Below are 21,436 nucleotides of genomic sequence, written 5' to 3'. Positions count from 1 at the left end.
AGTTTTTAATGTTGGATCAGATCTTCGAATGGATACTGTATTAATAATAAATACGAGTCTCTCGGTATGGTCTATAATTTTCATAATTGCTGTGGTTTTGTTTGTCTTTAATTAGTTGATCAAGCCATAAGCCTTCCCTCACCAGCTGTCAAACTCGAGGGAAGGCTTTCTGGCTTCTAGCCTAGACTAAATGGCTAATTCATTAAAAGGTGGTTTGTTTCTTCTTATAGGTTTGGTTTTATTTTATGACGGAATTAACTTTTTTCTCTCTGAAAAAGAATGGTGCTATAAACTTTCTAATTACAATAGCTTCTATGTAAATGCTAACATTAATTATTAGTGATACTCAAATATAAAGAAAAATCCAATTAAAGGTACATGTACCTTTGTTAAAATTATAAATAAGCTTCTAATTGTATGGTCGAATAATCGACTATGGCTAGCAAAATAGAGACTTATATAATTAGTAAGGTAAAAGAGAAGCGAAAAGAAAAAGGCTTCTCTCAAATAGCTTTATCTCAAAAGCTAGGGCTTAGCGATAGTTTTATTTCTCATGTAGAATCTCAAACGCGCAGAGCAAAATATAATCTCAATCATTTAAATGAACTTGCCATTATTTTAGAATGTTCTCCAAAAGATTTTTGGCCAGAAAAAGGCATTAAATAGATCACATTACATAAATCTGATTTTTTAGAATCTATAATTGTAGAATCTCATTTCCTTCTTTTAAATTCTGTTTATAGTTCTTGATAATATTTAATCTCATCTTTCTCCGCATAAAAAACTTCGATTGTTCAGATTTTATAAGTTCAGAGATTTTGTTTTCTAGAATTGATATAGAATTCTGAATTACTTAATAACAATTATATTTTATGGAAAACCGTAATGTTTTTTTCAAAAAAATCATATTTTTAAAAAACAAAATCCCACGGAAGTACGCAGGATTTAAGATTTTTCTTCGGCTTATAGCCTTATTGTGAATTGCTTTTCAGATTGTAAATATAGAAAAAATTAAGCAATCCACAACATACAGCATGTACAGGTACAATTTAAGTCTGTACAAAAGATTTAAAAAGAGATAAATCTAAATATAGATTAGAAAATGGATTTGGATCACCAAATTCAATTATTTGTGCACAAATAACTTTCTCTCTCTGAGACAAAGAAAAAACAAATAAATTTGAAATTTAAGAATTAAATTATGAGCGACTTAACCTTAGGAATTGACCTTGGCACAAACTCCATTGGATGGGCCATTAGGGACACTACAGAAATTGCCAATCAAATCATTAGAAGTGGAGTATTGATCTTTAATAAAGGTGTAGGAGAAGAAAAAGGAATTGAATTCCCTAAGGTTAAGAAACGTACTGAAAGCCGTGGGATACGTAGGAATTACCAAGCTGAAAAATATAGAAAATGGAAATTGCTGGAGTACCTCATTCAACAAAAAATGTGTCCCCTAAGTATCAACGAACTTAATGAGTGGAGAAAATATTCTAAGAAAGACAAACGGCAATATCCTCAAACCGAAGAATTTTTGAATTGGCTTCGGTTCGATTTTAATGGCGATGGCAAACCAGATTTTCACCTTCTCGGGGGAGATAAACACGAAAGTTATTACCTTTTTAGGGCAAAAGCTATAAGTGAATTGAAAAAAAACAAAAAAGTATTTCAGGAAAACCCTGAAGTGCTTGGTCGTGTTTTTTATCATTTGGTACAAAGAAGGGGGTTCAAAGGTCGAGATGAAGAAGAAGCAAAAACCATGCTTCAAGGCTCCAAAGACGGAAGCACAAAAGGACGGGATGAAATAGCGGGATATATAGACACCTATAAAAGTTTAGGTGCGGCACTTTACCATTATCAAAAAGAACATTCTAAGAACTATGAGAAAGTACGCATTCGCCAACGCTATAATCTTAGGAAAGATTATGAAAATGAGCTAAAGGAAATTTGTAGGATTCAAGAACTAAGTGATGTCGATTACAAGAAACTTCACAAGGCAATCATCTGGCAACGTCCTTTGCGCACACAAAAAAGGTTTAATAGGCTTATGTACTTACGACAAAAACAAAAGAAGGGCTCCCATAAGCCATCCGCTATACGAAGAATACCGTACCTGGATATTCATCAACAATTTAAAAATTGAAGCCCCGGAAGGAGAAGAACTAGAGGCATATCTTAAAGAAAAAATCTATCCTTTATTTCTTAAAAGCGGAACTGATTTTAAGCTTAAAACAATTCTTGACCGTGTAAATAAAGACGGGGGGAAAGTACATTCTAAATTTGCTGATCGCCCAGATACCAAAGTATTATCAGCAAAATTGCTAAAAAAGCTTGAAGAGGTTCTAGGTGAAAATTGGAAAAAAGATTATCAATGGAATGACTCTTTTGTACGTGAAGCACAACCTTCAAAAAAACAAGAGCAATTCTACACTGTTGAGGATATTTGGCACACACTGTTCACCTTTGACAATGAAGAAAAGCTTAGCGAATTTGCCTCAAATAAATTGGGCTTAGCGGAAGAAGCATCTACAAAATTTTCAAAGATAAAACTGCAACAAGGCTACGCTACTTTAAGCCTTTCGGCCATAAAAAAAATACTGCCCTATCTTCAAAAAGGGTTTCTGTACCCAAAAGCGGTTTATATGGCAAACCTTCAAAAAGTGCTGGGGACACATGAAGTTTCAAAGGACTTCATCGATCATTTTGCCGGCGAAATCGATGCTATTTATGAGAATGCCGCTATAGAGAAAAAATTAAATCACATATTAAACAATCTTTTTCGGGCTGAGCTTGTTTCAGAGGGCGACTATCATTTAGCTGAAAATGAAGATTTAGATGATTCTGACCACAGTTTAATTCATCAAAAAATAATTGAAACTTTGGGAGAAAAGACCTGGAACGAAACCGATGAAAAAACTCAAAAGCAGTACTTTGATCATATTAAAAATGAGTACAAAAAATTCCTGCAAAAGCCATTTCACGCAAAAAAAGGCAGCTTTATAGAGCAGCCACGCATTCACGAGCAAATATTTAATTACTTGCAAGAACACTACCCGGAACAAGTACCTGATGAAAATATAAAATACCTTTGGCATCCTTCAGAGCAGGAAAAATATCCTAATGTCTCAACCTATCAGGAAATCAATCTAAAGAGCAAAACCTTTTTTATAAAAGAAGCTGAACTGGATCGCTTTCTACATAAAAATCCAGACGCAGACGCTGATGGCATTTCCCTGAAATTATTGGGCGATCCAGAACCCATAAGCAAAGGGTTTAAAAACCCAATGGCGCTAAAAACCCTCCACAAGTTAAAGCAGCTTCTAAACTTTTTATTACAGACACAACAAATCGACACCCATACAAGGATTGTCGTAGAAATAGCGCGCGAACTCAACAATGCCAATTATAGAAAGGCATTAGAGAAATGGCAAAACGAAAGAGAAAAGGAAAATGAGTCTTATAAAAAACGTATTGAAGAAATCAATAAAGAAAGTAAGACTAGTTTTGATGTAAATAACAAATCACTTATACGCAAAATAAGGCTTTGGGAAGAACAAGATCGCAAATGTCTATACACCGGGGAAGTCATCAATATGTGTGATGTGCTGAATGGAGAATATTATGACATAGAACATACTATCCCAGCAAGTATCAGTTTTGATAGTGAATTGAAAAACTTAAGTCTTGCCAATAAAGATTTTAATAACCGAATTAAAGGCAAAAAATACCCAGCGCAACTGAACAACTATGACGATGCTTCCACTTTTAACGGAAAACGTATAGAACCTATCCTAAAAAACATAGAAAGCATTTTTGGTAAAAGAACCGTTTATAAAAAGAAAATAAAAAAAGGAAGAAATGAAAAAGAAATTATTGTTGAAAAATGGGCGAAAATAGCCGATTTAGAAAAAAAACTTGATAGCTTAAAAAACCTAAGCTACATTGACTCTAAAGATGCTAAAGATTATAAGATACAACAGCGGCATCTTTTAAAGTTTGAACTGGATTACTTAAAACAAAAACTGCAAACCTTTACTATTGAAGAATATATAGCAAACTGGCGTAATAGTCAATTGCGAGACACCCAAATAATGACTAAATACGCAATACCCTATCTCAATACTGTCTTTAATCGGGTAGAAGTTCAAAAAGGCAATGTCGTCAATGATTTTAAAGAAATTTACAATGTAAAATTGTTTAGGGATAAGAAAGACCGTTCTAAGCACAGTCACCACGCAGTTGATGCTGCCATTTTAACCTTGATACCAAAACCTGCACAACGCGACCAAATTCTAAAATCATACAATCTAGCAAAAGATAATGGTATAGCAAAAACCTATCACGAGCAACCTATAGATTGGAAAGACTTTAAGACATCGTACATTAAACAAATTGAGGAGGAAACGCTCATCAACAACTTAAAAGAACAACGCACCCTTACACCTACCTTCAAAAAATTAAGGAAACGTGGAAGAATAGTAAAAAAAGAAAATGGCAAGCCAATGTGGGCAAAGGGGGACACCATTCGTGGTCAATTACACGGCGAATCATTATACGGTGCCATAAAACAGGCCAAACGTGATGAGAATAACAAAATTGTATTTGACAATGACAAGAAAATGATTTTAGAAGACGATATTAAACTCGTTATTAGAAAACCCTTGTCTTATGCTAAAGATTTGGCTTCCCCAGGATTTAAAACCCTTAAAGAAATAGAAAAGGTAATTGTTGATCGAGCTTTATTTGAAATGATAAAGACTCAGGTAGATGAAGCCGACAGCTTTAAAGATGCCTTAGAAAATGGCATTTATATGCTCAACAAAAAAGGAGAAAGAGTTAATAAAATAAGGCATATCCGATGTTTTGACAGATTAAAGCATACTACAGCTATAAGACCACACGACCACGATTTTGTTTCAGATAAAGAATATAAGCAAACTACCTATGCACAGAACGGGGAAAATGTATTTTGCTTGTTTTATAAAGGAGAAGTAAAAGGAAAAGAAGAGCGAGCTATTTATATTATTGGAATTTTCGACTTAGCTAAATTGGGCATTAAAGATGAAAAAGATTTTTATAAAATCCCACATTTTAATTCGATCCAAAAGAAAAAAACAAAACTTCCCTTATATGCAGTTTTAAAATCTGGTCAAAAAGCCATTTTCTACAAAGAGAATTTAGAAGAGTTAAAGGATCTCACCCAAAAGGAACTCTCCGATAGGATGTATAAAATGTATCAATTTGAAGGTGATTCAAATAAAATAAAGTTTAAGCATCATTTAATCTCTGGGGCAAACACAGAAATAGTAAAAGCCTTGCAAAAAGGATATAAGGAAGCCTCTGAATATGGGAGTTTTGAGAAACAGCCGCTAATGAGGCTTACCGCAGGTAATTGGAATTTCGCTATCGAAGAAAAAGATTTTAAAATGAGTTTAGATGGAACAATTAATTTTAAATTCTAGAATATGATCAAACGTACTCTGTTTTTTGGCAATCCGGCCTATTTAAGTACCAAAAATGAACAATTGGTAGTTAACTTTCCTGAAGAGGAAAGGCAAGAAAAAACCATCCCCATTGAAGATTTGGGCTTTGTAGTGATAGAAAATCAACAAATTACCCTAACCAGTGGTTTGCTATTGAAGCTCGTGCAAAATAAAACGGCCATTATTACCTGTGATCAGCAACACATGCCCTGCTCTTTGCTACAACCTTTAGTAGGCCATACCGAACAAACGGTACGTTACCGGCATCAACTTGATGCCAGTATCCCGTTAAAGAAGAATCTTTGGCAACAAACGGTAACTGCTAAAATCAGTAATCAGGCGGCACATTTAAAACTCTTAGGCAAATACAGTTTAAAATTGGAACGCTGGAGTAATGAAGTAAAGAGTGGTGATACCCAAAATCACGAAGCCATTGCTGCCGCCCATTATTTTCAGAACCTGTTTGATATCGAAAGCTTTAGCCGTAACCAAAAAGGTATTCCTCCTAACAATCCATTGAACTATGGGTATGCCATTTTAAGAGCTGTGGCTGCAAGAGCTTTGGTGGCTAGTGGTATGCTCCCATCGGTTGGAATTTTTCATCATAACAAATACAATCCGTTCTCTTTAGCTGATGATGTTATGGAACCCTATCGCCCTTACGTAGATCTTATGGTTAATCAGATCGTAAACACCGAAGCAAATCTTGAAGAATTAAATACAAATATTAAATCTGAGCTTTTAACAATACCTGCTATGGATGTGACTATTGATGGCAAAAAAAGTCCGTTAATGAATGCGATGAGCCGTACTACTAATAGTTTATACGAATGTTTTTATGGAAGTAGCCGGAAAATATTATACCCCGAGTTTGTATAGCCAGGCAGTTAGATTCGCTTACTCAATACAAACACTCAGTGAACTACATATAGCGGCACTGAGTGAAATTCGATAGAATTTTGAGTCGTATTGAGCTTGTCGAAATGTATCGAAGCATAGCTAAATTGAAGATGAATAGAAAAATAAACTGAAAACAATGCAGGAAAGTCATTTTTCCAGATTGAACCAATATCGCTGTATGTGGGTACTTGTCTTTTTTGATTTACCAACCGAAACACTGACGGAACGCAAAGCTGCCACCCGATTTAGAAAACAATTACTGAATGATGGTTTCGGGATGTTTCAATTTTCTATTTATTCCAGATTCTGTGCCAGTCGGGAAAATGCGGCTGTACATATAAAAAGAACAAAAAATAATCTCCCAAAAAAAGGAAAAGTCGCAGTAATGCAGATAACCGATAAACAGTTTGGAATGATAGAACTTTTTCATGGCCAGAAAGAAACTTTTCCAAATATTCCGGACCAGCAATTAGAACTTTTTTAATTTTTAGGATTGATATTGTTAGAATTTAACCTTATTTAAAAAGATAAAAGGTCTACTTTTTTTAATCCTAAAAAAGCAGTTAAAACACAGAATACCAAGTTTTTAAACCGGGTATCCTGTGAATCCTGCACTAAAAGTACAATTCTGAAAGCAATTCACAACTTATGGACCAGTATTACAGCTGTAGATAAACCTGTGAATCCTGCACTAAAAGTACAATTCTGAAAGCAATTCACAACTCAAACAACAACTACATTAAATTTTCAGATCCTGTGAATCCTGCACTAAAAGTACAATTCTGAAAGCAATTCACAACCGTTTAAGCCACGATCCCGTAGCATTATGACCTGTGAATCCTGCACTAAAAGTACAATTCTGAAAGCAATTCACAACTACGGTCTTTTAGGTACGATTTAACGTGTTCCTGTGAATCCTGCACTAAAAGTACAATTCTGAAAGCAATTCACAACAGTTACAGAATTACATTTCAAACAATCAAACCTGTGAATCCTGCACTAAAAGTACAATTCTGAAAGCAATTCACAACCAAAACTATTTACAATCGCTTTCAAATAGACCTGTGAATCCTGCACTAAAAGTACAATATTAAAATCATTGAATTTTAAAAATAATATCAAAATATTTAAATTCTTATATTTGCTATGAAGCGCGGGAGCGATCTCAAGCTTCGTCGATAAAGCCGATGCTATTTTATCGGCTTTATCTGTTATTATGAATACTTTTCCATTCCCTTAGCAACAACCTGCATATCCTTAGCAATTTTATCATCAAGAACTTTTGCATAGATCTGAGTAGTTTTTAAAGATTTATGTCCTAACATTTTCCCTACAGACTCGATAGGAACCCCTTTAGAAAGCGTTACCGTTGTGGCAAAAGTATGTCTGGCCAAATGAGTAGTTAAATTCTTTTTTATCCTACACAGGTCTGCTATTTCCTTTAGATACGCATTAGACTTTTGATTAGACATTACCGGCAGTACATTGTCACTAAATTTAACTCTAGGATGATCTTTATACTTAACCAAAATATTCTCCGGGATTTGTAATAGAGGAATACTACTTAAAGAATTTGTTTTCTTCCTTTTCGTTTTTATCCATCGTTGATCTCCGTTAGAAACGATATCATCCTCAGAAAGCTTCTCTATATCTGCAAAAGCAAGCCCTGTATAACAGGAAAAAACGAACATATCCCTTACCAAATCTAATCGACTGATATCAAAATCTTTTTCTGACAACCTTTTTAATTCCTCATCATTTAAATAATCCCTATCTGAAGATTTCCATGTTCCTTTCCAATGGAAAAAAGGATCACTACTAATCCATTCATTTGCTAACGCGATCCTAATAATCTTTTTAAAATTTACAATGTATTTAATCGAAGTATTATGCCCACATTCCTTTTGCGATTTTAAGAAGTGCTCGAAACCAGTAATAAATGAATAGTCAACTTCTTTAACTGGCATATCCTTTACTTTAAATTTAAAATCGAGGTAATCTTCAATATGTTTTTTGCAGGCTTTATAACGCTGTAAAGTTCCTTTTGTGTAGCCTTTACCAATAAGCCGTTCCATCTGGTCATTATGCTCATTAAATATCTCCATAAGCTTGTACTCCCTCTCCTCTTTCCCTAAATAAATATCCCTTATAATTTTAGACGAGATATTCTTTTGCTCCCTAACTAAACGATCATGGATATCGTATAACCTAGTACGTATGTCATCGAGGTATCTTTTAATGATCCTTGCTTCTCCAGAATTACCTCGAGTACTATTTGTACGGGAATTCCATTTACTCACTTCTATTTTTCTGGAAGTGGTAAAGTCTGATCGATTACCATTATACGTGATTCGAGCATAGATAATAGCTTCATTCGTATGTTTTGAAGTGGTCTTTTTTGGATAAAAAATGATAGATAGTGAATTATTCATCGGTGCTGGTATTAGAATATGCACCTCAAGGTAGGAAAAGAAAGTGTTAAAGAAAAGCTGCAAGACTTTTATTAACAGTGCGTTAGGAGTTTCGAGGTGCATATAAATCGGCGATAAAAATATGCACCGAATTAAGCACCAAACACTTAGGTTAATATGCGTTAAAATGATAGTTAGGACAATAAAAAAAGCCTCTAAATCATTGATTTAAAGGCTTTTTGCTTTTATTTGGTATTCTAAAAGCGGTCTGGACGAGACTCGAACTCGCGACCCCCTGCGTGACAGGCAGGTATTCTAACCAACTGAACTACCAGACCGTTGCGTTATTGCGAGGGCAAATATACTGCAGTTTTTCAATCGCACAAACTTTTTTTCGCATTTTTTTTATCTTTTTTCTCTTTCGCTAAGCAAGCTTTTGTCTTTCAACAAAATAGGACTGTAAAATTTTATTGAAATTTTTATTGATATCTACGGGAACGTAACTAATGCGGTACTTCGCACATTCTAATTTTAAATTTTCGAAGTAATCTTCGATCGCTTTTTTATAATTTTCCTGAATATTTTCTGAATACAAATCGATTTCATCACCGGTTTCTACATCAAAAAATCGCTTTGGTGTATTCTCAAAACTAAAACCCAACTCCTTTTCGCTATCTAAAACATGAAATAAAACCACTTCATGCTTATTATATTTTAAATGCCGTAGCGCTTCAAAAAGCTCAGCTTCTTCTTTGTCACTTTGAAACATGTCTGTAAAAAGAAACACTAAAGAGCGTCTTTTTAATTTCTCGGCGATTTGATGAAGATAGGTGAAGGTTTGTGTTCCTCTTTTGAATCCTTCAGAGTTCACCGCTTTTTCCAGATTATTCAGCAATAAATGATGATGGCGCTCTCCTGCTTTCTCTGGTGCGTAAAATTCAAATTCGTCACTATACACACTTAATCCTACCGCATCGCGTTGGCGCTTCAACATGTTCATGATGCAGGCAGAAGCTAAAGCCGAAAAACCAATTTTATTAAGTTTTGAGAGACTTTGTTTCTTTAATGAAGGATAATGCATCGAAGCCGAATTATCGATGATTAAATGGCATCTTAAATTAGTTTCTTCTTCGTAGCGTTTGGTATACAACTTATCGGTCTTTGCGTAAAGCTTCCAGTCAATATGCTTGGTACTTTCGCCCTGATTGTAAATTTTATGCTCGGCAAACTCCGCAGAGAAACCGTGAAACGGACTCTTATGCATTCCTGAAATATAACCTTCCACGATTTGCCTGGCTAAGATTTCCAAATTTAAAAAACCTTCAGTTTGATGTACCTGTTGTTGTAATTTCAAAATCGAAATATTTGTTGCTGGAATATACGAAAACAAGTTGATAGAAAAAGCTGTTAGCTTGTAGCTTTCACCGTTCAGCTAAATTAAGTTTATAGTTTACGGCTAACAGTTGACAGCAAAACTAGATATTTCATTGGCTCAAAAATTATTACTAAAATTATACAATCTTGATTCTAATCTCTAAATTCTAAAGCGAAGCGGTCTAACTTCTAACCTCTAACAGCAAAACAAAAAAGCCCGGTAAAAACCGGGCTCAATATTATCTAAAATCGATGTGATTTACATCTAATTATAAAAGCTCATTTAAAGCATCAGCATAAGTATTTTTAGGAGCAACACCTACCTGGCGACCTACAACTTCTCCGTTTTGGAAAATAAGTACAGTAGGGATATTTCTAACTCCGTATTTTGCAGCAAATTCCTGGTTTGCATCAACATCAAGCTTTCCAACAACTGCTTTTCCTTCGTATTCACCGCTAAGTTCTTCGATTACCGGTCCTACCATTCTACAAGGTCCACACCAAGCTGCCCAAAAGTCTACCATTACTGGTTTATCACTTTTTAATACTGTTTCTTCAAAGTTTGCGTCTGTTATTTCAATAGCCATAATCGTTATTTTTCTAGTAATTTAAAATCAATACGTAAAAGTAGTCATTTATTTTCGGAAACCTTACATCGCAAAAATTAGATTTCGTTATACGTTGATTGTCAATAATTATCTGGCGGGCTCTTTCCTTTCGATTACATCTTCAGGAAAGACCGGGCTTTACGCGCTACACGGTAGCTTGCTGCAATCCCTACCCGATTTTGTATAATTTAGGAACTAATTTTATCGATTTCGAATGTACTCTTCATACAAAACCACAAAAATTAAACCCTAAACAGGTTATCAATTCAATTTATAAACCACTTGCTGCTGTTCAAGATTCTCTAATAATTCAGGACAAATCTTTACTTTTTGGCGTTTACTCGGCATGTGCAATTTCAACTGCTCTTTCATTTCGTAAACTACAAAATTGAGTTTATGATCGCCGCGATAAGTCCTAAAAATGTCTCTTAAAACATCGATTTTTTCCTCTTTAAGATCATTAATATCTAACTGAATCGTAAGTTTCTTCGCATACGTATCCATAATATCATGAAGTAGCTGGAAACTATTAAACTGAATCCTTGGCTCTCCTTTTTTACCGGTGTCTTTATTGGTCCAGCCTTCTTTGATAAATGCCTTTATATGCACAAACGAATTTGGTACCAGGAAATGCCTATTTTTAAGATATTCCTCTCCAAACATTCTAAATTCGTAAGATTCATTATAATCTTCAACCGTAAACATCGCCCATCCTTTTCCCATTTTAGAGGTTCTATGCTGTACGTCACTAATTACGCCTCCAAAAGATATCTCTCGATTTACCACGTTTTCAAGCGCTCTAAAATCTGACAAACTTCCGTTACAGAAATACTGAATCTCTTTCTTAAAATCATCTAGCGGATGCCCCGAAATATAAATTCCCACCACTTCTTTTTCACGACGTAATTTCTCCATCGTCCCCCATTCTTCGCAAGGCGGCACGCTAGGCTCCGGAATTTGAACTTCGCTGGCTTCACCAAATAAACTTACCTGAGAAGAGTTTTCATTCTCCTGAAATTTAGCCGCAAACTTCACCACTTTCTCCAGGAAACTCATTCCGTCTCCTTCATCGTGAAAATATTGCGCTCGGTGAGTTTCTTTAAAACAATCAAATCCACCGGCCAAAGCCAGGTTTTCAAAAGCTTTTTTATTCGCAGCTCTAAGATCGATTCTTTTGGCCATATCAAATATCGAACGATAATGGCCATTTTCACCTTTTCGGTTTTCTACGATCGTAGCCACCGCACCGGCTCCAACTCCTTTAATCGCTCCCATCCCGAATCTTACCGCGTTATCTTTATTTACAGAGAATTTGTAATAAGATTCGTTAACGTCTGGCCCAAGTACATTAAGCTTCATTCGCTTACATTCTTCCATAAAGAAAGTCACCTGCTTAATATCGTTCATGTTGTTCGATAAAACCGCCGCCATATATTCCGCAGGATAATGGGCTTTTAAATAAGCAGTTTGGTAGGCGATCCAGGCGTAACAGGTAGAGTGCGATTTGTTAAATGCATACGAAGCAAATGCTTCCCAGTCTTTCCAAATCTTCTCTAAAACATCTGTAGGATGACCTTTGGCTTCTCCACCACCAATAAATTTTGGTTTTAACTGAGCCAGAAGTGCCACTAACTTTTTACCCATCGCTTTACGAAGCATATCGGCTTCACCCTTAGAAAAACCGGCTAACTTTTGCGAAAGCAACATCACCTGCTCCTGGTAAACTGTAATCCCGTAGGTTTCTTTAAGATACTCTTCCATATCTGGAAGGTCATAGCTTATCTCTTCGTCACCATGTTTTCTGGCAATGAAACTCGGGATATATTCCATAGGCCCTGGTCGATACAATGCGTTCATCGCAATTAGATCGTCAAAAACCGTTGGTTTTAGCGCTTGCATGTGTTTCTGCATCCCGGGAGATTCATACTGGAATATCCCTACCGTTTCCCCTCGTTGGAAAAGTTTATAAGTTTCTTCGTCATCTAACGGAAATTCATCAGGAACCAGATCGATACCATGTTTCCCTTTAACGATCTTGATCGTATCCTTAATTAGGGTTAAAGTTTTTAACCCCAGGAAGTCCATTTTTAGCAGTCCTGCACTTTCTACAACCGAGTTATCGAACTGCGTAACATATAAATCTGAATCCTTTGCTACGGAAACCGGAACATAATTGGTAATATCACTTGGCGTAATAATTACTCCACAGGCATGAATCCCTGTGTTTCTTACCGATCCTTCTAAAACTCGTGCCTGATTTACAGTTTGTGCTTCAAGATCATCTCCTTCAGAAATATTTAAAAGCTCATTTATACTGTCGACTTCTTCACTTCGGAATTTAGACTTCAAAGCCTTTTCATCCATTCCGAAGATCTTACCAAGCTTGGTATTAGGGATCAGTTTTGCAATTCTATCAGCATCACTTAGCGGAAGATCCAAAACTCTGGCCGTATCCCGAATCGAAGATTTTGCCGCCATGGTTCCGTAGGTAATAATCTGCGCTACCTGATTGGCTCCATATTTCCCAATTACATAATCCATAACCCGACTACGACCTTCATCATCAAAGTCGATATCAATATCGGGCATACTTACACGATCTGGATTTAAGAAACGCTCAAAAAGCAGATCGTACTTAATTGGGTCGATATTGGTAATTCCCAAACAATATGCCACCGCACTACCGGCAGCCGATCCACGACCCGGCCCAACCGACACATCAAGATTTCGTGCTTCGCGAATAAAATCCTCTACAATAAGGAAATACCCGGGATATCCGGTATTTTCGATTACCGAAAGCTCAAAGTCCAGTCGCTCTTTAATATCTGGAGTTATTTCACCATAGCGTTCTTCAGCTCCTTTAAACGTGATATGCTTTAAATATGCATTTTCACCTCGCTTACCACCATCTACTTTATCTTCTTCAACCAAAAACTCTTCAGGAATGGTAAATGCCGGAAGTAATACATCTCGAGCCAGCTCGAAAGGCTCAATTTTATCTACAATTTCTTTAATATTAGATATCGCTTCAGGCAGATCTTTAAAGAGATTTTTCATCTCTTCAGCAGTCTTAAAGTAATATTCCTGATTTGGTAATCCGTAACGATATCCACGACCACGACCAATTGGTGTTGCCTGCTTTTCACCATCTTTTACACATAGTAAAATATCGTGCGCATTAGCGTCGTCTTTTTTCCAATAATAGGTGTTATTGGTCGCAATTAATTTTATTTCGTGTTTCTTAGAAAACTCAATTAAAACCTGGTTTACCCGGTTTTCGTCTTCTTGATCGTGGCGCATGATCTCGATATAAAGATCTTCACCAAACTCTTCTTTCCACCAAAGCAAAGCTTCTTCTGCCTGCTTTTCCCCAACATTCAAAATCTTACTCGGCACCTCACCATAAAGGTTACCGGTAAGGACGATCACATCTTCTTTATATTGTTTTACGACCTCTTTATCGATACGAGGCACGTAATAAAATCCATCGGTATACGCCTTAGAAGACATTTTGGCCAAATTATGATAGCCTTTTTTATTCTTCGCCAGCATCACAACCTGATAGCCGTTGTCTTTTCTGGATTTATCGGTATGATTTTCACATACAAAAAACTCACACCCAATGATCGCCTTTAATTCCTTAGCTTCGGCCGGCTCGCCATTGGCTTCTGCTTCTTCATTTTTAGCCTTTACACCTTTATTATAAGCGCCAACTTCCTTCACAAAATGAAACGCTCCCATCATATTGGCATGATCTGTAAGTGCTACCGCCGGCATGTTCTGCTCACCGGCCGCATTAACAAGATCTGGAATACTTATGGTTGACTGTAATACCGAAAATTGCGAATGGTTATGTAAATGCGCAAAAGGAACCTCATCTAATTTTTCAAGGTTCTCTTCAATTTCTTCCGTAGTGATCTCATCGGTTGGCTGTAATTTCTCTAGCCTTTTTCTTATCGCTTCGGAAGCTTTTTTAAGATTGATATGCTTTAAACCAATTGGCTGAAACGGCTCTGGATTGGCCTCAACATAATCTTCAAAATAACCTGGAGCAGCATTTAATTCTTCCGCAGAATAGGTTCTTTTTCTAACCAATTCCAGGAAACAACGTGTTGTAGCCTCAACATCGGCAGTTGCGTTATGCGCTTCTCCAAATGGCTCATCAAAAAGATATTCGTGTAACTCGGTTAATGTTGGTAGTTTGAATTTACCACCACGACCACCGGGAATTCTACACATTTCGGCCGTTGTTTCTGTACAGGTATCCAATACGGGAAGTTCCAGTAACTGGCTATCCATCCCGGCACGATGCAGCTCGGCTCCCATAATGTTAACGTCAAAACCAAGATTTTGCCCAACAATGAATTTGGTTTTCCCCAATGCTTCATTGAACTTCTCTAGCATTTCTTCTAACGAAATTCCTTCTTCCCTGGCCAGATCTGTCGAAATACCGTGTACTCGCTCGGCATCATAAGGGATATCAAAACCTTCCGGCTTCACCAGATAATCCTGATGCTCTATAAGATTTCCCATCTCGTCATGCAACTGCCATGCGATCTGTATACATCGCGGCCAGTTATCAGAATCGGTTAAAGGCGCATCCCAACGCTTTGGCAATCCGGTAGTTTCGGTATCAAAAATTAAATACATCGGCTCTTAGTTTTGTACCCCATAATGAAGAAAAAGGGGAATTCAGCAACATCTTATCTTGCAAAACTAAGCAATATTTAAGCTGAGAAAAAGTCTAATTTTCATCAGTTATTAACCATTAAAAAAGCCTCACGGCAATCAGGACTACGTCCCTTTCCGTGAGGCTCGATACGAACATTAAAACTACTACTTCAATCAAACATCTATTCGCATCTTAATTTATTTTCTTTTTCAAGGCAATTTTTTAATTAGTCGTACTGATGTTCTAAAGTTTTCACCTTATTTAGTGAAGCCACGATAGAATTCTTTTGTTTTACCAAAATATTTTGTGTCGAAGGCGGAATATTGGTATCCTGAATGATTTTCTCGTATTCTTCTACAGCAATTTTCTCTCCTCTTATTGCTTCTTCTAAAACCGATTCTTCTTTATTTCCAGACAAAGCCGTTTTTAAATTCATCCATGTTCTGTGAGCATCTGCCGCAAGACTACTTCCTTTTTCAGGATTCTCACCAAAGTTGCGAATCTCAGATTTCAATTCGTGACCAAAATCGTAGCGCTCTTTGGCTCTTTCAGAAAAAAATGCTTTTAATTCTGTATTTTTAATATTTTCGGCAGCGAATTTATATCCTTTTTCTGCGTCGTAATTCTTTTCTAAAAGCTCATTTAACTTTTCTGATACTTCTTCTGAATATTTCATTTCTTTTTCTTTTTGATTCATAGCGAGTATAAAATTACAATCCATTTACCGTCGCAACAACCTATTTAACAGGGTTTAGCACTAATTAACTGCTTTTAACTTATATCCTATAATTCGACATTTATATTACCAATTTCTTAATATCGATATCAACTAATCTCCATTTTAAACCCGGTATAATATTTTTTAGCCAACATCTTGTAAATTAGAAAAATGTAGTATCTTTGCAGCCTCATTAATAACAGGGGTCGGGAACCCCATAAATTAATTTTTATGCCTGTAAAAATCAGATTACAAAGACACGGTAAAAAAGGAAAACCTTTTTATTGGATCGTAGCCGCAGATGCTCGTTCTAAAAGAGATGGTAAATTCTTAGACAAATTAGGAATCTACAATCCAAACACTAATCCTGCTACTATCGAACTAGATGTAGACGGTGCAGTAAAATGGTTACAGAATGGTGCACAGCCAACAGATACTGCTCGTGCTATTCTTTCTTACAAAGGTGCTTTATTAAAGAAACACCTTGCCGTTGGAGTTAAAAAAGGCGCTTTAACCGAAGAAGAAGCTGAGAAGAAATTCCAAGCTTGGCTAGAGGAAAAAGAAGGCAAGATTAACGACAAAAAAGAAAATCTTTCTAAAGCAGAACAAGAAGCAAAAGATAAAGCTTTAGCTGCTGAAAAAGAAGTAAACGCTAAACGTGAAGCTGCCGCTGCAGAAGCTGCTGCTGTTACTGAAGAAGGCGAGCCAGAAGCTGATGTTGAAAAAGAAGTAGACGATGCAACTGCAGAAGAAGCTAAAACTGAAGAAAAACAAGACTAATTTCTTAGCTAGCGATGACTAAAGAAGAGTGTTTCTACTTAGGGAAGATCGTTAGCAAATTTAGCTTTAAAGGTGAAGTCCTTATCAAATTAGATACAGACGAACCTGAATTGTACACAGAAATGGAATCAGTTTTTGTTGAATATAACAACAATCTGGTTCCATTTTTCTTTGAAAAGACCTCTTTACACAAAAGCACTTTATTACGTGCAAAGATAGAAGATATCGATACTGAAGATGATGCTGAAGACATGATTGGATGTGAACTTTATCTTCCGCTCACTTTTTTACCAGAACTGGATGAGGACCAGTTTTACTACCACGAAATCATTGGATTTAAAGTTATCGACGCTACTCATGGCGATATAGGCGAAATTACCTCTATTAACGATAGCACCGCCCAGGCCTTGTTCGAGATCAAAAAAGATGAAAAAGAAATTCTTGTTCCTATGAATGATGAATTTATCCAAAAGATCGACAAACCCAACAAAACCATCCACCTTATTACTCCTGAAGGACTTATTGAGCTTTATTTAGGTTAGAGTTTAGACCGCTTTGCTCTTAGATGTTAGATTTTAGATCGCTGCGCTGTTAGAGATTAGAAAATAGACTAAGATTAAAAGGTAGGATTTTTTATTTCGAATATTGTATTCTAAATTTCCATTTGAAAAAATTATTGTCACTTCGAGTAATTTCGAGGTACGAGAAATTGTATCGAGAAGTACTTTGTAGTTAGAATTTAGATCGCTGCGCTGCTAGATTATAGAACATAGACTATTTGATAATTTTATAATGCGTAGATGAGCTGATTTGAAAACAGAAAGGAGTCAAGAATTATGACTTAAAGTACTGAATGCTGTATTGCATTTGAAAAACTTATTGTCACTTCGAGTAATTTCGAGGTACAAGAAATTGTATCGAGAAGTACTCAGTAGTTAGAATTAGAGCGCTTAGCTGCTAAATTATAGAATATAGACTATCTAAAAATGCGATAATTTGAAAATGCATAAATATGCAGATTTAAAAAACAAAAAGGAGTCAAGAATCATGACTTAAAATATTGAATTTTGAAATCTTACTTCTAAGGAAAAACAATAATAATTTAGATTTCTCGACTTCACTTCGTTGCGCTCGAAATGACTACTATTTAATAACAATTGCTCATCACTCAGCTCTATAATACAAATCCCCATACTTTTTCAACCCAATTATTCAAAAAATACGATTTATCATTTCGAACGAGATAAGAACCGAAAAATCTTCTGAAATTTAACTTCTATTAGTAAACTACATCAGAGCAAGCCCACGAAGCATTCACTAGAAACAATTTTTTAATTTCGAGGCAAGCCTCGGAGCATTATACCCTTTGGCGGTGCCAATAAAAAACCTCACAGGTTTTTAAAACCTGTGAGGTTTAATGTATTATAAAAATCAGCTACCAGCTAAAAAATTAGCCTACAATATTTACAATCTTACCTGGTACAACGATCACTTTTTTAGGTGTTCTACCGTCTAATTGTTTTTGAGTACGTTCGTCTGCCATTACCGTTTTCTCGATCTCATCTTTACTCATATCCATTGGTAATTCCATCGTAAAGCGCATTTTCCCGTTAAATGAAATTGGATAATTTTTAGTGCTTTCTACTAAAAATTTCTCTTCAAACTCTGGATAAGAAGCAGTCGAAATTGATTCTGAATGCCCTAACTTACTCCATAATTCTTCAGCAATATGTGGCGCATAAGGTGCGATTAGAACCGCCAAAGGCTCTAAAACTTCACGACTATTACATTTTTGCGCATTCAGTTCATTTACACAGATCATAAAAGTAGAAACCGAAGTATTAAAGCTGAAATTCTCAATATCCTCAGTTACTTTTTTAATGGTTTTTTGTAATGTTTTTAAAGAATCTGCAGAAGCTTTTTCTTCTGAGACCTCAAATTGGTCGTTTTTGATATATAATTTCCAAAGCTTTTTAAGGAAACTATGCACTCCGGTGATTCCAGCCGTATTCCATGGTTTTGCCTGGTCGATAGGCCCAAGGAACATTTCGTACATTCTTAAAGTATCAGCACCGAAATCTTCACAAATATCATCTGGATTCACCACATTATATTTAGATTTCGACATTTTTTCAACCTCTCTACCTACAACATAAGCGCCGCCTTCTTCAGTAATAAATTCGGCATCCTTAAATTCCGGTCTCCAGTTTTTAAAAGCTTCAACATCTAATTCATCTGAAGAATTTACAAACGCTACAGGAGCATGAATTGGCTGCACCGATTTACCGTCAATAAGGCTTTTAGAAACAAATTTATTCTCCCCTTCAAGTCTATAAACAAAAGCACTTGTTCCAAGGATCATTCCCTGGTTGATCAATTTTTTAAAAGGCTCTTCTACATTTAAATGTCCGCGATCTTTTAAGAATTTTGTCCAGAATCTGGAATATAGTAAATGCCCGGTGGCATGCTCACTTCCACCGATGTATAAATCTACATTTTCCCAATAATCTAATGCGGCTTCAGAAGCAAAAACCTCATTATTACCAGCATCCATATAACGGAATAAATACCAGCTACTACCAGCCCAACCCGGCATAGTGTTTAGCTCTAAAGGAAATACGGTTTCATCATCGATCTTGTCATTACTCACCACTTTATTAGCAGCAGTATCCCAGGCCCAATCGGTCGCATTTCCTAATGGCGGCTCACCGGTTTCGGTTGGGAGATATTTTTCAACTTCAGGTAAATGCAAAGGCAAATGTTCTAAATCTATCATTTGCGGCAGACCGTCCACGTAATATACCGGGAAAGGTTCTCCCCAATAACGCTGGCGAGAAAATACGGCATCTCTTAATCGATAGTTGGTTTTGCCGTAACCTGCACCTATTTCTTCTAACTTAAGAATCGCTTTTAGTAGCGCCTCTTTATATTCTAATCCGTTTAAGAAATCTGAATTTGCGATTACTGTTCCTTCTTTTCCGCTATGGGCTTCTTCAGAAATATCAGCATTTTCAAAAATATCTTTAATTGGTATTTCAAAATGCTTGGCAAAATCATAATCACGCTGATCACCACATGGCACAGCCATTACCGCACCGGTTCCGTAGCCTGCCAACACATAATCTCCAATCCAAATTGGCACTGGTTCTTTAGTAAATGGATGCTCGGCATAAGCCCCGGTAAATGCTCCAGAAATCGTTTTTACATCTGCCATTCGTTCACGTTCGCTACGCTTTGCAGTTGCTTCAATATAAGCCTCTACTTCTTCTTTTTGAGCATCTGTTGTAATCTCTTTTACCAGCTCATGTTCTGGTGCAAGGGTCATAAAAGTTACCCCGAAAATCGTATCAGGACGGGTGGTAAATACACCGACTTTATGATCTGTTCCCTGAATTTTAAAATCTACATGTGCTCCAACAGATTTCCCGATCCAGTTACGCTGACTTTCCTTTAAACTTTCTGTCCAATCGATGTTCTCTAATCCTTTAAGCAAACGCTCTGCAAATGCAGAAATTCGCATGCTCCACTGGGTCATCTTTTTACGAATTACCGGATAGCCACCACGCTCTGAAACTCCGTTTACGATCTCGTCATTCGCCAATACTGTTCCCAGTTGTGGGCACCAGTTTACTTCAGTTTCAGCAAGATAAGTCAGCCTGTATTTTAGTAAAATTCGTTGTTTTTCTTCTGAAGAAAATTTGTTCCAGGCGTCAGCCGAAAAATCTTCTACATCATCATCACATGCCGCTTTAATTCTTGTATTCCCTTCCGCAGAAAAGATTTCTTGTAATTCAGAAACAGGTCGGCTTTTATCAGCTTCCAGATCATACCAGGATTCAAAAAGCTGAATAAAAATCCACTGCGTCCATTTGTAATACTCTGGATTGCTGGTACGCACTTCTCTACTCCAATCGAAACTAAACCCAATTTTATCTAATTGCTCACGATATCTTGCAATATTGTCTTTGGTTGTGATCGCAGGATGCTGCCCGGTTTGAATCGCATATTGCTCTGCCGGAAGCCCAAAACTATCATAACCCTGCGGATGCAAGACATTAAAACCTTTATGGCGTTTGTAGCGCGCATAAATATCACTGGCGATATACCCCAGCGGATGCCCAACGTGCAAGCCGGCTCCCGATGGATAAGGAAACATATCCAGCACATAATATTTTGGCTTATCTGAGGAATTAGACGCTTTAAAAGTTTGGTTTTCAGCCCAATACTTTTGCCATTTGGCTTCAATTTCGTTGAAGTTGTAGTTCATTTTTGCTTATTTCTGAATGTCCTAAACGGACTTTATTTTTATCAGAATTCTACTTGATTCGAATTCCGTAATTATCAATATTTAACAATGGCTGCAAATTTACAATTTTAAACCAGTCGCAGCAATTAAGAATGGAAATAGGTTTAGCTGGATAGTTTACAGTTTACTGTTGACGGTTTACAGCTATTAATGTTTAATAAATAGTAAATCTTGATATTGA

Annotated in this window: 13 protein-coding genes, 1 tRNA gene and 1 CRISPR repeat array; of the genes, 7 read left to right on the top strand and 7 right to left on the bottom strand. The window is 36.3% G+C overall.

What is annotated here, in order from left to right:
* Positions 1-435 precede the first annotated feature (435 nt).
* The 5 genes from INR75_RS06170 to cas2 all read left to right on the top strand — a co-directional run bounded on the left by INR75_RS06170 (position 436) and on the right by cas2 (position 6,870).
* Entirely contained in the window at positions 436-666 is a 231-nt protein-coding gene (locus INR75_RS06170; protein WP_223091197.1) for a helix-turn-helix domain-containing protein, read from the top strand.
* Positions 667-1,201: 535 nt separating this feature from the next.
* Positions 1,202-2,146 carry a type II CRISPR RNA-guided endonuclease Cas9 gene (cas9, locus tag INR75_RS20400; RefSeq protein ID WP_255584654.1) on the top strand — a complete coding sequence of 315 codons (945 nt, stop codon included), beginning with the start codon at positions 1,202-1,204 and terminating at the stop codon, positions 2,144-2,146.
* Between the two features lie 499 nt (positions 2,147-2,645).
* A complete protein-coding gene (gene cas9 / locus INR75_RS20395; protein WP_370629902.1) occupies positions 2,646-5,465 on the top strand; it encodes a type II CRISPR RNA-guided endonuclease Cas9 in 2,820 nt (939 codons plus the stop codon).
* 3 nt (positions 5,466-5,468) lie between these two features.
* Positions 5,469-6,365 carry a type II CRISPR-associated endonuclease Cas1 gene (cas1, locus tag INR75_RS06160; protein WP_223091196.1) on the top strand — a complete coding sequence of 299 codons (897 nt, stop codon included), beginning with the start codon at positions 5,469-5,471 and terminating at the stop codon, positions 6,363-6,365.
* A 157-nt stretch (positions 6,366-6,522) separates the two neighbouring features.
* The gene (cas2, locus tag INR75_RS06155) at positions 6,523-6,870 is read left to right on the top strand and encodes a CRISPR-associated endonuclease Cas2 (protein WP_223091195.1); all 348 of its coding nucleotides are present in this window, start codon (positions 6,523-6,525) and stop codon (positions 6,868-6,870) included.
* A 115-nt stretch (positions 6,871-6,985) separates the two neighbouring features.
* A CRISPR array of direct repeats spans positions 6,986-7,417; the repeat unit is 47 nt; unit sequence CCTGTGAATCCTGCACTAAAAGTACAATTCTGAAAGCAATTCACAAC.
* Between the two features lie 183 nt (positions 7,418-7,600).
* Here the strand turns inward: cas2 and INR75_RS06150 are convergent.
* The 6 genes from INR75_RS06150 to INR75_RS06125 form a co-directional block, all read right to left on the bottom strand.
* Positions 7,601-8,818: a site-specific integrase gene (locus INR75_RS06150; RefSeq protein ID WP_223091194.1), complete on the bottom strand. Its 1,218-nt coding sequence runs from the start codon at positions 8,816-8,818 to the stop codon at positions 7,601-7,603.
* A 243-nt stretch (positions 8,819-9,061) separates the two neighbouring features.
* A tRNA-Asp gene (locus tag INR75_RS06145) sits at positions 9,062-9,135 on the bottom strand.
* Positions 9,136-9,221: 86 nt separating this feature from the next.
* A complete protein-coding gene (locus INR75_RS06140; RefSeq protein ID WP_223091193.1) occupies positions 9,222-10,151 on the bottom strand; it encodes a DUF58 domain-containing protein in 930 nt (309 codons plus the stop codon).
* A 289-nt stretch (positions 10,152-10,440) separates the two neighbouring features.
* Positions 10,441-10,758 (bottom strand): thioredoxin, encoded by a 318-nt coding sequence (gene trxA / locus INR75_RS06135; RefSeq protein ID WP_013073791.1) that lies wholly within the window; start codon positions 10,756-10,758, stop codon positions 10,441-10,443.
* A gap of 282 nt (positions 10,759-11,040) precedes the next feature.
* Positions 11,041-15,429: a DNA polymerase III subunit alpha gene (gene dnaE / locus INR75_RS06130; RefSeq protein ID WP_223091192.1), complete on the bottom strand. Its 4,389-nt coding sequence runs from the start codon at positions 15,427-15,429 to the stop codon at positions 11,041-11,043.
* Between the two features lie 248 nt (positions 15,430-15,677).
* Positions 15,678-16,127 (bottom strand): PA2169 family four-helix-bundle protein, encoded by a 450-nt coding sequence (locus INR75_RS06125; RefSeq protein WP_092540635.1) that lies wholly within the window; start codon positions 16,125-16,127, stop codon positions 15,678-15,680.
* Positions 16,128-16,400: 273 nt separating this feature from the next.
* Here INR75_RS06125 and INR75_RS06120 point away from each other — a divergent pair, with 273 nt between their 5' ends.
* On the top strand, positions 16,401-16,949 hold the full coding sequence (locus INR75_RS06120; protein ID WP_092540115.1) for a 30S ribosomal protein S16: 549 nt from the start codon (positions 16,401-16,403) through the stop codon (positions 16,947-16,949).
* 14 nt (positions 16,950-16,963) lie between these two features.
* Positions 16,964-17,491, top strand: a complete 528-nt coding sequence (rimM, locus tag INR75_RS06115; RefSeq protein ID WP_223091191.1) for a ribosome maturation factor RimM — start codon at positions 16,964-16,966, stop codon at positions 17,489-17,491.
* Between the two features lie 908 nt (positions 17,492-18,399).
* On the opposite strand, the gene leuS is transcribed toward rimM, so the two are convergent.
* Complete coding sequence (gene leuS, locus INR75_RS06110) at positions 18,400-21,216, bottom strand: leucine--tRNA ligase (protein ID WP_223091190.1); 2,817 nt, start codon at positions 21,214-21,216, stop codon at positions 18,400-18,402.
* Between the last annotated feature and the right edge of the window lie 220 nt (positions 21,217-21,436).

The sequence above is a fragment of the Zunongwangia sp. SCSIO 43204 genome (assembly GCF_019904275.1).
GTDB lineage: Bacteria > Bacteroidota > Bacteroidia > Flavobacteriales > Flavobacteriaceae > Zunongwangia > Zunongwangia mangrovi.
This window is presented reverse-complemented; position numbering and strand designations above follow the sequence as displayed.